Origin of the sequence: Pseudomonas tremae (assembly GCF_001401155.1) — a bacterium.
GTDB classification, from domain to species: domain Bacteria; phylum Pseudomonadota; class Gammaproteobacteria; order Pseudomonadales; family Pseudomonadaceae; genus Aquipseudomonas; species Aquipseudomonas tremae.
In genome coordinates this window covers 20,604-33,352 of sequence record NZ_LJRO01000058.1, presented here as the reverse complement: position 1 = coordinate 33,352, position 12,749 = coordinate 20,604, and the positions used below count along the sequence as shown (strand labels likewise).

At 57.8% G+C, this 12,749-nt stretch carries 9 protein-coding genes and 2 tRNA genes; 4 read left to right on the top strand and 7 right to left on the bottom strand.

Annotated features, from left to right (window positions below; genetic code table 11):
- Window positions 1–177 precede the first annotated feature (177 nt).
- Both ALO43_RS04005 and ALO43_RS04000 read left to right on the top strand, forming a co-directional pair.
- Window positions 178–254: transfer RNA gene (locus ALO43_RS04005), tRNA-Val, on the top strand.
- A 167-nt stretch (window positions 255–421) separates the two neighbouring features.
- Window positions 422–498, top strand: a tRNA-Val gene (locus tag ALO43_RS04000).
- Window positions 499–641: 143 nt separating this feature from the next.
- Here ALO43_RS04000 and ALO43_RS03995 read toward each other — a convergent pair.
- The 3 genes from ALO43_RS03995 to ALO43_RS03985 all read right to left on the bottom strand — a co-directional run bounded on the left by ALO43_RS03995 (window position 642) and on the right by ALO43_RS03985 (window position 3,569).
- On the bottom strand, window positions 642–1,703 hold the full coding sequence (locus tag ALO43_RS03995; RefSeq protein ID WP_005892996.1) for an SDR family oxidoreductase: 1,062 nt from the start codon (window positions 1,701–1,703) through the stop codon (window positions 642–644).
- 124 nt (window positions 1,704–1,827) lie between these two features.
- Window positions 1,828–2,190, bottom strand: a complete 363-nt coding sequence (locus ALO43_RS03990) for an NUDIX hydrolase (protein WP_005892995.1) — start codon at window positions 2,188–2,190, stop codon at window positions 1,828–1,830.
- A 314-nt stretch (window positions 2,191–2,504) separates the two neighbouring features.
- Complete coding sequence (locus ALO43_RS03985; protein ID WP_005892993.1) at window positions 2,505–3,569, bottom strand: NAD(P)-dependent alcohol dehydrogenase; 1,065 nt, start codon at window positions 3,567–3,569, stop codon at window positions 2,505–2,507.
- 269 nt (window positions 3,570–3,838) lie between these two features.
- Here ALO43_RS03985 and ALO43_RS03980 point away from each other — a divergent pair, with 269 nt between their 5' ends.
- Both ALO43_RS03980 and ALO43_RS03975 read left to right on the top strand, forming a co-directional pair.
- On the top strand, window positions 3,839–6,718 hold the full coding sequence (locus tag ALO43_RS03980) for a bifunctional diguanylate cyclase/phosphodiesterase (protein WP_054997143.1): 2,880 nt from the start codon (window positions 3,839–3,841) through the stop codon (window positions 6,716–6,718).
- Window positions 6,719–6,897: 179 nt separating this feature from the next.
- Complete coding sequence (locus ALO43_RS03975; RefSeq protein WP_005892989.1) at window positions 6,898–7,452, top strand: hypothetical protein; 555 nt, start codon at window positions 6,898–6,900, stop codon at window positions 7,450–7,452.
- 214 nt (window positions 7,453–7,666) lie between these two features.
- Here the strand turns inward: ALO43_RS03975 and ALO43_RS03970 are convergent, their stop codons facing one another.
- The 4 genes from ALO43_RS03970 to ALO43_RS03955 are packed head-to-tail and all read right to left on the bottom strand — an operon-like array spanning window position 7,667 to window position 12,729.
- Complete coding sequence (locus ALO43_RS03970; protein WP_024690011.1) at window positions 7,667–8,605, bottom strand: carbohydrate kinase family protein; 939 nt, start codon at window positions 8,603–8,605, stop codon at window positions 7,667–7,669.
- Window positions 8,606–8,631: 26 nt separating this feature from the next.
- Entirely contained in the window at window positions 8,632–10,113 is a 1,482-nt protein-coding gene (xylB, locus tag ALO43_RS03965; RefSeq protein WP_054997142.1) for a xylulokinase, read from the bottom strand.
- Between the two features lie 10 nt (window positions 10,114–10,123).
- A complete protein-coding gene (locus ALO43_RS03960) occupies window positions 10,124–11,605 on the bottom strand; it encodes a mannitol dehydrogenase family protein (protein ID WP_005892985.1) in 1,482 nt (493 codons plus the stop codon).
- A gap of 17 nt (window positions 11,606–11,622) precedes the next feature.
- Entirely contained in the window at window positions 11,623–12,729 is a 1,107-nt protein-coding gene (locus tag ALO43_RS03955; RefSeq protein WP_054997141.1) for an ABC transporter ATP-binding protein, read from the bottom strand.
- Window positions 12,730–12,749 lie beyond the last annotated feature (20 nt).

Below are 12,749 nucleotides of genomic sequence, written 5' to 3'. Positions count from 1 at the left end.
TGCTCCGTTTAATATTCTTGACGATGGCGCTGATCGTACCCGAGATGCCAAGGCTCTGCCAGCGTCCGGCGAAAACAGTCGAGGCGCAGAATTTTGCAAAAAACGCTTTAATTCATAGGGTTAGGCAAAAAACAGGTTGACATATATGTCCATATCCGTAAAATTCCGCCCCACAGCAGGCACGTAGCTCAGTTGGTTAGAGCACCACCTTGACATGGTGGGGGTCGTTGGTTCGAGTCCAATCGCGCCTACCAAACAAAATCCGCTCTGCTGGGCGGTGAAAAAAGGGTCAACCGAAAGGTTGGCCCTTTTTTATGTTTTACGTTTGTTGACCAGGCTAAAAATTTTCAATTATTCAGAGAGTTACTGCAAAAAAGAATTTGACAGGTATTCGAATATCCGTAGAATGCCGACCCACAGTAGGCACGTAGCTCAGTTGGTTAGAGCACCACCTTGACATGGTGGGGGTCGTTGGTTCGAGTCCAATCGCGCCTACCAAACAAAATCCGCTCTGCTGGGCGGTAAAAAAAAGGGTCAACCGAGAGGTTGACCCTTTTTTTTGTGCGCTTTTTACGCTAAGCGATGGTGACTCCCATGCCAGCTGCTGGCAAGGGAGTCGTCAGACCAGCAGTCACCCTGTCTCAGGGAATAAGCCGGTCACTACGCAGTTTCTCGAAGACATTGAAAAACGCATCATCGCTTGCCTGGAACGCAGTGAAGCCCAGTTTGCGGCTTTTCGACATGTCTGTGACCACTTCGATCGGACGACCCAGGTCGGCGTCGGTGTGCCACGGTGAGATCAGTCGGTTGATATCCGCTTCCTTGAGCTGATGCTCACGGACGATGTCCGTCCATGCTGCCTGGTCATTGGCCATCTGGGTTTCCAGCGGGGCAGGCTGATTCGGGAAGGCTGCAGGCTCGATACCAAAGTATTCAGCGATCTGGCCCCACATCCAGCTCCAGCGAAATACATCCCCGTTGGTGATGTTGAAAGCCTGATTAGCTGCCGCCGGTGTCGTGGCAGCCCACAACTGCTGATGGGCCAGCTGACGCGCATCGGTCATGTCGGTCAGGCTGTCCCACTGCACGCGCGAGCCGGGGAACACAAATGGCCGGCCAGTGGCCTTGCAGATGGAAGCGTAGACAGCCAGTGTGGTCGCCATGTTCATGGCGTTGCCGACGGCGACGCCTGTCACGGTGTGTGGGCGATGCACGCTCCAGGTAAAGCCATCCTTCTCGGCAGCGGCAAAGACTTCGTCTTCCTGCGCGTAGTAGAAGTTTTCGATGTCCAGACGCGCCTGAGTTTCCCGGAACGGAGTTTGCGGCAGCGTGCCTTTACCGTAAGCCTCAAACGGGCCGAGGTAGTGCTTGAGCCCGGTGACCAGTGCCACGTGCTGCACACTGCCTGCAGGCCGGAGAGCATCCAGCACATTGCGCACCATGGCGGCGTTGACGCGGATATTTTCAGCTTCGGTGGCCTGACGCGACCAGGTGGTAATAAAGACGTGAGTGGGCTTCAGATCTGCCAGCGCCGCGTTGACGGACTCGGGGTTTTGAAGGTCGGCGGAAACCGGAATCACGCCGGGTCGGGCCGATGGATTGCGGGAGAGCGTGGCTACCTGCCAATCATGTTCGAGCAACAATTGGGTGATTGCACTGCCGACAATGCCACTTGCGCCAACAACCAGGGCGGTCTGAGTCATGGGGATCTCCTGAGACGGGGGTGAAGTAAATGGACCGTCTGCTGCTTCAGAACAGCATCAGGCCCAGCGGTTCAACCCGATCAGTGCAGTTCCCTTTAATGCCGCCTGTCTTGCCTGGCAAGGCTCAGGCTTGCAGGGCGTATGATTTGACGATGGTCTTGGTAGCGCTGCTGGCTTTGAGGTCGCCAAGGTTTTTCGGCGCAAACCATTTGCAGGCGGAAATTTCGTTTTGCGGCGAGGGCTCGATGGAGCTGGGAACCTGCGTGACGAAGACATAGTGAGTGACTTTGTCTTTTTCATAGGCCGCAAGGTACAGCAGGTCGAGATTCTCAAGGCCGGTTTCCTCGCTCAATTCGCGTACCGCGGCTTGAACGGGTGTTTCTCCGGATTCGATCTTGCCACCAGGCAACGCCCATCTGGATTTCGGTTTGCGTACGTAAAGCACTTGGCCGTCACGTTTGCAGATGACTGTCGCGCGCTGTTTCATAATCCATTCACCTGTTAAACGTCCATTCACATCAATATCTGCAAGGACTCTGTGAACTTGAGACCCCATTGGGGCTAAGTTGTAGTCACTGAATTGTAATAAAAAGTTCATTGTTATCAGCTGTCCATCGCCGGGGAAGTTTCAGGACAGGCATAGGCGCCATCAAAACGGCGTGTGATCGCTGATATGTTTTCAGAGTATGGGACGTAAGTGTGAAGATGCGGTGGAGCAGTTCCTGTTGTGCGACGTACGGCGAAGTTTTTTTGCAGAAGTTGCCGTCCCTGGCACCTATTCTCCGTTCAAAAGGGCGACATTCAGGCAGCAGACGCTTCCTGTTTGAGGCTGGCCATATCAATGACGAATCGATACTTGACGTCACCTTTGAGCATCCGCTCATAAGCTTCGTTGATGTCCTGCATGGCAATCACTTCAATGTCCGAAACGATGCCATGTTCGGCGCAGAAATCCAGCATCTCCTGGGTTTCCTGAATGCCGCCGATCAACGAGCCCGCCAGGCTGCGGCGCTTGAATATCAGATTGAAAACGGTGGGCGAGGGGTGCGGCTCAGCCGGTGCGCCCACCAGTGTCATGGTGCCGTCACGCTTGAGCAGTGACAGGAAGGCATCCAGATCGTGAGGCGCAGCGACTGTATTAAGAATGAAGTCCAGACGGTTGACCTGAGTTGCCATCTGCTCGGGATCCTTGGACACGATTACCTCATCTGCACCCAGGCGCAGGCCATCTTCGCGCTTGTCGGGGGATGTGGTGAAAAGTACGACATGGGCGCCCATCGCGTGTGCAATCTTCACACCCATATGGCCAAGGCCGCCCAGGCCAACGATACCCACTTTCATGCCCGGACCGACTTTCCAGTGGCGCAGCGGCGAATAGGTTGTAATGCCTGCGCACAATAAAGGCGCGACCGCTGCCAGATTGGCATCGTGCGACACGCGCAGAGCGAATTTTTCCTTGACCACGATCGTGTCGGAGTAACCACCAAAGGTGTTTTCGCCGCCAAATACCGGGCCGTTATAGGTACCGGTAAAACCGCTTTCGCAGTACTGCTCGTCACCTTCGGAACAGGATGCGCATTGCTGGCAGCTGTCGACCATACAGCCGACGCCGGCAATATCGCCGACTTTGAATTGCGTGACGCTGGCGCCGACCGCTGTCACCCGGCCGACGATTTCGTGACCGGGAACCGATGGATACAGCGTGTTGTGCCATTCATTACGGGCCGTATGCAGGTCCGAGTGACACACGCCGCAGTAGAGAATGTCGATCTGCACATCATCGGCGTCAGGAGCACGGCGTTCGAACTGGTAGGGCTTGAGCGCTTCTTTTGCGGATTGCGCTGCATAGCTGTAGGTCTTGATCATCACTGTCACCTGTTCAGTAAGGGAATCGAGCGTGAGGCCGCGCGGGGCAGCGCAGCATCGTGTGCTTCAAGGCTGTTACGGGCTTCACATCACACTTGAATCTGACCGGTCCTGTTGCCGGATAGTGCCCGGCGTCACATACCCGCATGAGCGAATGAATGAGCTCTGCCAAAAAGGAATGAACTTTGCAACAATGTGGCAACACGCTTGTCACCTCTGGTCATGGTTTTCAAAAATGACTGCCGTCGGTTTATGCATCTGGTGCTTCAATGACTGTCTCAAATCTGGCCATAGAGTTGTGCCCGAGCGTTGTCTCCAATTGCGAAGAGGCGTCGAATGACAGCTCCGACGGCTCGGATGATGGCTCCATCGATGCGGTTCTGAACGCAGCGCGAGCGCACATGCCGGATATCGCCTGGGCGGCCTACGCAGCAGGTGAGCTCAAATGCTTGCTGGGTCAGGGGGATGACCGCGTTGTATGGCCGGGGCATATCGCGCTAGAGGACTTCGATGCATTCTGTGATCAGTTGCAGCTTTACCGCCGCATCGCCGGTCATGGGGAAGGCGCGCTGGGCTGGGTGCTGGCACCGATGGCCGAGAAAGATCATCCGCAACTTGTGGAACTGGCCAGCAGGCTGGGTGCGTTGTTGCAGACGGCGGCATTGATCAGGGCACAGAATACCCAGAAGACGCTTTATGAAATCAGCCTTCTGGCAAGCTCGCCGCTTGATCGTCGTGCCTTTCTGCAAGGTATCCATCAGCAACTGGGCACGCTGGTCGATGCCGAAAACTTTTACGTGGCGTTATACGACGCACAGTGCGGCAAGATCACCTACCCCTATTACATCGACCGTTTCGATGACGAAGCGATGGCCCCCGAGACGTTCGAGTTCATCGATCCTCAGCGGATCTCCCTGACCGGGTATGTCCTGAGTACAGGCCAGCCCTTGTTTCTTCATGCTTCGTGCATCGAACTGGCTGCAAATGAGGGCCGTTTTTTCTGCTACGGACGTCTCCCCGAGTTCTGGATGGGCGTTCCGTTGAAAAACGCCTCGGATGAAGTGTTCGGCATGGTGGCGATGCAGGTGTATGACGTGGCTCGTGTGTATAGCGCCCAGGACCGGGCACTGTTCGCGGTTGTCTCGCGCTATGTCGCCATGGCCCTGGAGCGTCTGCTGCGACGCAACGATCTGGAGCAGATGGTGGCACTGCGCACGCAGCAGCTCTGCGCAGCCAACGATGCGCTCAGGCAGGAAGTGAAAGACCGGGAGCGCGCCGAGCATTTGCAGAATGCGCTGTTCCAGATTGCCGAGCTTTCCAGTCAGCCTGGCGACATGAACGAGCTGTTCCACAGCCTGCACATGATCGTCGGTGAATTGCTGGTTGCACTGAATTTCTATATCGCGCTTTACGACAGCACCACAGGCGAGGTGACGTTTCCGTATTACATCGACGAATACCGACCTGTACCGCCTCGCTCCCGGCGCGGGCAGCGAGGCTTCACGGAGTATGTGATCGGTCAGCGGCGACCTTGCCTTATCGATTACCAGGATGCCCGCAGGCTCGAAAGCCTCGGAGAGATCGAAGTACAGAAGGACCCGACGCCCTCTTTTTCCTGGCTGGGCATCCCCTTGTTCGATGGCGATCAGGTGCGTGGTGTACTGGTGGTCCAGAGCTACTCGAAGGACGTCAGCTATACCCAGCGCGATCAGGAGCTTCTGACATTTGTATCCCGCCATATCGATACCGCATTGTCTCGCCGCAATGCGGCAGAAGCCATTCATACGGCCAATCTGCGCCTCGAAGCACGGGTGCGCGACAGGACCCGCGAGCTCGATCAGGCCAATGCCAGGCTGCAATATGAAAACGCCCACGACTCGTTGACCGGGCTGCCCAATCGCAGTCATCTGCAGTATCGCCTCAAGCAGGCCTGGCAGGAATTCTGCCTGAGCGGCCAGCAGTTGAGTGTCATGTTCATTGATCTGGATCGTTTCAAGATGATCAATGACAGTCTTGGTCATCACTGCGGTGACATTCTGCTGATTCAGGCGGCCGAGCGGTTGCGCAGTTGCATGCGCGAGGGTGATTTGCTCGCGCGGCTGGGCGGTGACGAGTTTGCGGTACTGAGTATCGATGCGCCGCTGCAGACCGGCATTGACATCGCGCAACGCATTCTGAGCGCGTTCGAACAGCCGTTCGTGATTGACGACCACACGGTTTTTTCTTCCTGCAGCATTGGCGTCGTGGGCGCCGACAGCCAGTTCCATCAAGAGCCGGCGGACCTTCTGCGCGATGCCGATACGGCCATGTACCGGGTCAAGAATGGCGGACGTGACAGCTTCGCGGTGTTCAATCAGGCACTGCGCCGAGAGGTTCTTGACCAGGTCGAGCAGGAAGGTGCACTGCGCACCGCGCTGAAATGCACGGATCAGTTGATCCCTTATTTTCAGCCAATTGTCTGCGTCAAAACCGGGCAATTGCGAGCGCTCGAGGCTTTGATTCGCTGGCGCACACCCGATGGCCAGATCATCGCGCCGGAGAGTTTTCTGCCTGCACTGGAGGGCCTGCGCCTGATCGGACGTCTCGACCTCTACATGCTCAAGCAGGTCATCACCATTCTGGCGCAGCCGGAAAACAGCCATTGGCCGCCTGTGCACGTGAACTGTTCCAGCTACAGCATCACCCGGCCGACCTTCTCGGCCGAAGTTCTGGCGATGCTTGCCGAGCACGGGGTAGCCCCTCGGCGTTTGTGTCTGGAGCTGACCGAGGGCGCTCTGGTAGCTGATCCGGATCAAGCACGGCTGTCGATGAAGCTGCTGGCAGAGCAGGGCATGTCGGTCATGCTGGATGATTTCGGTGCTGGTTTCTCGTCCCTCAGCTACGTGCATCAGTACCATTTCAGCGGTTTGAAAATCGACAAGTCATTTATTTTCGGACTGGTTTCTAGCGTGCGCAGCCGGGCCATCGTCCGCGCTATCGTGCGCATGGCTGAATCCCTTGACCTGGCAGTGGTTGCCGAAGGCGTCGAAGACCTTGAAACCCTGGAGTTGCTACGCGAAATCGGCGCCGCGCAAGCCCAGGGCTACTACTTCTCTGCACCAATGCCCATCGGGCAACTGAAATTCGACGCGGTCGGCGAATCGGACTGACAACGTTGTTTTCCCGGCGAAGGCTTGCCGCAGTCGGCAAGTTACACCCGGTTTTTGACGGTCGGCGTGCTGTGTCTTCAAATCAAGATCAATGAAATCAAGCGGTTGATGGTTTATTGCACACTTGGCACTGGACTTGCTGTTGAACTTGCGCAGCATGTTCATCAAGAGGTGAAGAAATGATTATTGGCACTAGTGCGCTTGAGCAACTTGTTTCCCGAGCGGTCGTCGGGCGCAAGACCGTGGATGAGGTGTCTCAGGATGCTTTCAGCGCGGTTGCCTCCGCTGGCCTGAGTTCAGGTCCGGCACCGGTCGTTGCGCAAGCCAGCGATACAGCATCGCAGGACAGCAAGCAGGACAACAATGGTTACAACGAATCCTTTGCCCGGATGATGATCAACCTGAAGTCTGCCGGTGATACGTCACTGTCGGAGAAGACGGGAGACCGCGATAACGGGTTCATCGGTTCAGTGGCCAACGCCGCCAGCGCCTCTGACACGGCATCGACGGATTCGGTACAACAGAAATTCATGGATTCTCTGAAGCAGACAGCCGAAGAGAAAGTGCGCGAGAAGCTGACGGGCGTCACCCAGAAAAACTACGACGCCATGACGCCACAGGACCAACTGGCCATCGACCAGAAAGTCCAGGACGCGCTCAAGGATAAGCAGAATGATGTTGCTGATGATATCAATACGCGCATCAGAGGTATCAAGGCCGGCATGGTGGCCTGACAGTCACTGAACTCAGTGGCTTGTCCGGCAGCTGTGATGGCCGTTTCGTAAGTAAGCTCACTCCCATAATCCGAGTGTCCATTCTGTAAGGAGAGGGTTCTGGCCTTCTCGACTGGAATGCTCTGTCAATGTGGCAGTGAGCGTGCTCACCAAGACTATCGTCCATGCACCGCAGCTGGAGCGGATGTATGGCGGTAGCATTTAATAAGCCATTTCAACCCAACTGATGCCGATACGGCAGGTCCGGGCCTACTTTCGTGCAGGTCAGCGCGGCTGCACCGACGGCAAACTCCAGCATCTCGCCCAGCATTTCTCTAGACAGAGTCGCCAGACCCTCTGGCGTGTCCAGCTGTCTTTCGCTCAAAAATGTCAGCAGGGCGGCCTGGAACGTGTCTCCGGCACCGACGGTATCGGCCGTCACCACGGTTTTGGCCGGTACCGACCAGGTGCCGTGCTGGCGGGTAAAGACGCTGGCGCCTTGAGTGCCGCGTGTGACGATCACCAGTTGCGTGCGCTTGCCAAGCCAGCCCTCGGCGATCTGCTGTGGGTCGCTTTCCGGATACAGCAGGTGTAAATCTTCGTCGCTTACCTTGATCAAGTGAGCGTGCTCGGCAAACAGGGCAATCTGGCTGCGCCAGCGCTGGATATCCGGCGCAGGGTTAAGACGTACGTTGGGGTCCAGGGAAATAAGGCGCGTAGAGCTTTCGCGAGCCACCAGTGCCAGCAATGTGTCGGCAATCGGCTGCACCACCAACGAGAACGAACCCACATGAATTGCGCGTATGTGTTCGTTCATTTCAGGCAAGTGTTCCATGCGCAACTGCCGGTCCGCACAACCGTCACCGCGGAAGCTGTAAGTGGGCGAGCCATCATTGCCCACTGCAACCATCGCCAGCGTAGTGGGCGAGTCGAAATCGACCAAATTGGCGGTGTCGACCGTTTCCTCCTCAAGCACCGCGCGCAGACGGCGGCCCAGGTAGTCGGTGGAGATCCCGGCAAAAAACGTTGCTTCCACGCCCAGACGGCGCAAGCCGATGGCAACGTTGAACGGTGAGCCACCGGCTATCGCGTCAAACCCCAGCCTGTTGAGCGAGCTGCCGTCGTCAGCGCGGGTGAAAATATCGAACAGTGCTTCGCCGCAAACCAGAAACATAAGTGCTCCATGAAAAAGTACAGGGGTCAGATGTTACGTACTTGTGCCTGATAAGACTGGTAGACCTGCTGGTACGCGGCCACATTGCGCGCAACGGGGTGGGTCTCGCTGGCCTGATCAAGACTCACACAGCGCTCACATATCTGTTGCAGTTCCAGGGTCTTGCCGCTGGCCTTCGACCAGCACCAGGCGGCCTGGATCGCAGCACCCAGCGCCGCCGCTTCCGAGTGGTCGGTGCAGATCACCGGTGTGTCCATGATGTCTGCCACTATCTGACGCCATACGCCACTTTTCGAACCGCCGCCAATCAGGCGGATCTTTTCGCTGCGTATGCCGCTGTCGCGGAGCAGGTCCAGCCCGTAGCGAAGACCGAAGGTGGTGCCTTCGACCACCGCTCTGCACAGGTTGGCCTGGGTCAGGTTGGTACTGTCCAGCCCGACGATACTGCCAGTGGCGTCGGGCAGGGCAGGTACGCGTTCGCCGTTGAGGAAGGGCAATACCAGCACGCCTTCAGCGCCGATCGGGGCACTGGCGATTTTCTGGTTGAACTCAGTGATGCTCAGCGCGAACAGCTCGCGGAAGGCAGTTGTTGCGTTGGTGAGGTTCATGGTGCAGATCAATGGCAGCCAGCCGCCGGATGACGAACAGAACGTCGCGACAGATTGATGCTCACTGACCTGCGCCTGATCGGCATAGGCATACAGGGTGCCTGACGATCCGAGGCTCATGGTGATCAGCCCCGGCTGAATATTGCCGGTGCCGATTGCGCCCATCATGTTGTCGCCACCGCCACTGGAAACCAGCGCGTCCGGATTGAGCCCCAGCAATCGGGCTATCTCGGGGCGCAGGGTGCCAACCGGCTGATCAGCTTCGATCAGTGGCGGCAGAGCCTTGCCCAGACGCCCGCTCGGGTCGATATGGGCCAACAGTGGCAAGTCCCATTCACGCGTACGTACGTTGAAATAGCCTGTGCCCGACGCATCGCCATATTCGGTACAGCTGCGCCCGGTCAACCAGTAGTTGAGGTAGTCGTGGGGCAGTAACACCTTGTCGATGCGCTCGAACACGTGCGGATGCTGCTCTTTGCTCCAGAGCAGCTTGGATACGGTGTAGCCCGGAGCAATCACCAGACCCAGACGGTCCAGCGAGCCTTGTGCTCCGCCCAGATAATCCAGCAGGCGCTGGTTTTCGGGAGCGGTTTCGGTGTCACACCATAATTTGGCCGGACGCAACACCTGCCCTCGATCATCAAGCAGCACCAGACCATGTTGTTGGCCGGACACACCGATGGCCTGAATCTGCTGCCCGGAAACATCGGCAAGGGCCAGTGCCTCGCGGACGGCCTGTTGCAGCGCATCCAGCCATTGCTGCACGTCCTGCTCGCGGCGGCCATTATGGTCGCTTATCAGGCTGTGTGGCGCCGAGCCTTCGCCCAGTACCTTGCCGCTTTCGGCATCAAGCACCAGCGCCTTGGTGCCTTGGGTGCCGCAGTCGATTCCAAGAAACATGGTGTGTCCCTCAGTGCCCTTTGGCGAGAAGTTTTTCCAGAGTGCCGCTGACACCCAGTTCGCGCAGATTATTGACGTTTTGCTCGAACGCCGCCACGAATTCGGCCGATTGAGGAATGGCCAGACCGAATATTTCTTCAACGCTCAACAAGCGCTGGGTGATCAGGGCGTCGTCAGCGACCAGCGCCTGACAGAACTCGGCGCGCGGATCGGGAATCCGGTAAACCGCCCCATTTTCGTCAACACCCTTCAGATACAGCGCCCACGCAGCTACCACCAGCGAAGCACGTTCAAGGTTGCCTTGGTCGACGATCAGGCGATTGATCGTGGGGATGGTGAATTTGGGGAATTTCGACGAGCCGTCCGAGCAGACCCGCTCCAGTTGGTCGGCAATGGCCTGATTGGAAAAACGCTCGATCAGCGTGTCTTTGTAGCCTTCCAGATCGATGCCGGGCACCGAGGCCAGCTGTGGCGTGACGTCCAGGTCCATATAGGCGCGAATGTAGCGGACGAACAGCGGGTCGTTCATGGTTTCGTGGACGAAACGATAGCCTTTCAGAAAGCCCAGATAGGTCAGGGCGAGATGGCTGCCATTGAGCAGCTTGATCTTCATTTCCTCATAAGGCGTCACGTCATCGGTGAACTGCACGCCGACTTTTTCCCAGGCCGGGCGACCGTTGACGAACTTGTCTTCCAGTACCCACTGCACGAACGGTTCACAGACCACGGGCCAGGCATCGTCGATGTGCTTCTCGTCGGCCAGCTGCAGCCGGTGTGCCGCACTGGTCATGGGCGTGATGCGATCAACCATCGCGTTGGGGAAACTTACGTTTGCAGCGATCCAGTCATGCAGATCGGCATCGCGCAACGCGGCAAAGGCCAGCAGTGCCTTGCGGGCCACCGCGCCGTTATGCGGCAGGTTATCGCAGGACATCAGGGTGAAGGCCGGCGTGCCTTCGGCGCGGCGGCGTGCCAGCGCGGCACAGAGAAAACCGAAAACAGTCGCCGGTTGCTCCGGGTTCGCCAGATCATGCTGAATCTGCGGCAGGTGGGCCATGAACTGACCGTTGCTGTCGTCGATGCAATAACCGCCTTCGGTGATTGTCAGCGAGACGATGCGGATGTCCGGGCTGGTCAGCTTGTCGATCAGCGCCTGCGGGCTGTCTTCGGCCAGCAGCATGCCGCTGATCGAGGCAATGATGCGGGTTTTGGTGTCCGGCGTGTCGCCCAGCTCATAGAGCGTGTACAGGTAGTCCTGCTCCGCCAGTGCGTCCCGAACGGCTTTGTCTTCGGGGCGCAGGCCCACGCCACAGATACCCCAGTCCAAACCTTCGCCGCTGTTCATCAGGGCATCGGTATAAAACGCCTGATGCGCCCGATGAAAACCGCCGACGCCGATGTGGGCGATCCCTTGACGGGTGTTCTCCACGGCATAGTCAGGCAGGGCGATGTCTGCATCGAGTCGCGACAGATTGTTCTTGTTCAGTTTCATGAAAGGCTCTCCGGAACTCAGGCGGCGGCAGTCTGCAGGGCCTTGGCAATGACCAGGCCCTGAGCGTCGAACAGGTGGCAATGGGCGCTGTCCAGGTGCAGGTTCAGCGTCTCGCCGTACTGGCTTGCCAGATCACCGCGAATACGCAGGGTCAACGGCTCGCCGGAATGGGTGCGCACGTGGCAATAAGTATCGCTGCCGAGACGCTCGCTGACATCGGCGATGACCTGCAGCTGGCAATCGCCGTTCTGGGCCAGGTTCAGGTGTTCAGGACGAATACCCAGGGTAACTGGCGCGCCGACGCTCTGGCCTGTGGCATTGACCGGCAGGTTGATACGGGTGCCGGCGTCGAGTTCTACCTCGCAGCTGGCGCTGTCGACACGGCTGATCTTGCCTTTGAGGAAGCCCATCTTCGGCGTGCCGAGAAAACCGGCGACGAACTGGTTCGCCGGGTGGTGATACAGCTCCAGAGGCGAGCCGACCTGCTCGACCTTGCCGCCATTGAGCACCACCACTTTGTCTGCCAGTGTCATGGCTTCGACCTGATCGTGCGTGACGTAGATCATCGTGGCCTGCAATTCCTTGTGCAGGCGCGACAATTCGAGGCGGGTCTGTACACGCAGCGCGGCGTCGAGGTTGGACAGTGGCTCGTCGAACAGGAAGATCTTCGGGTTGCGCACGATGGCCCGCCCGATGGCGACGCGCTGACGTTGTCCGCCTGACAGTTGCTTGGGTTTGCGCTCCAGTAATGGGCCAAGCTCGAGAATGCGTGCGGCCTCATCGACCTTCTTCTTGATCTCGGCCTTGTCGCCGCCGGCAAGGTCCAGCGCGAACGACAGGTTCTTGCCGACGGTCATGTGCGGGTACAGCGCGTAGGTCTGGAACACCATCGCCAGGTCGCGCTTGGCCGGGGTGACCTGGGTGATATCGCGGCCATCGAGTTCGATGGTGCCGGAGGTGACCTCTTCAAGCCCGGCGATGAGCCGCAGCAGGGTGGATTTGCCACAGCCCGACGGCCCGACGAAGACGACGAATTCGCGGTCCTTCACGTCCAGATCGATACCCTTGATGATCTGGTGACCGTCAAAGCCTTTTTGCAGGTTTCGGATGCTCAGGTTAGCCATTTTGGACTCCTTTTTATTCT